Origin of the sequence: Streptomyces sp. SID5785 (genome assembly GCF_009870065.1) — a bacterium.
In the GTDB taxonomy this organism is placed as follows: Bacteria; Actinomycetota; Actinomycetes; order Streptomycetales; family Streptomycetaceae; genus Streptomyces.
In genome coordinates, this window is the sequence record NZ_WWIA01000199.1 from 1 (window position 1) to 487 (window position 487).

Consider the following 487-nt stretch of genomic DNA (forward strand, 5'->3'; position numbering starts at 1 on the left):
CAGAACCCGGCCCGGATCGCATACCGATCGTGCTCGTCGATCTGATCGTCCTTGTGCGCGAGCAGCCCGAACCGCGCGGCGTACCGCAGCAGTTCCCCGTCGATGCGGTGAGGCACCCGCGGGTACATGGTCGACAGTTTCTGGAGCAGCGCGTGGTCGGCGAGCCGCCCCATCCAGCGCCGCGCGAAGACCTGCCCGACCTCGTAGGGGTCGCCCCCCACCGTGGTGATGTCCTCCTCACGGTCGGCCCACCGCTGCTCGGCGGTGGTGAGCTGGGCCAGCGTCGGCAGGGACGCGGCCTCGGCGGGCTCCCCGCCGCCGGGCGGCCGCTCGACCCAGCCCTTGTCGGACGACCAGCGCAGCGTCGCGTTGGCCGGGTGCGGAGCGGGGTGGCTGCCTGGCCCGCGCAGCGCGGCGAGGTCCTTCGGCGTGGGCACGCCCTTGCCCGTGGCGGAACGGTCCTCCACGTCGGGCTCGGCCTGCGCGG

At 74.3% G+C, this 487-nt stretch carries 1 pseudogene; it reads right to left on the minus strand.

Annotated elements, in window-relative coordinates:
• Nucleotides 1-487 (minus strand): annotated as a pseudogene (locus tag GTW43_RS05855) (NYN domain-containing protein); the annotation flags it as partial.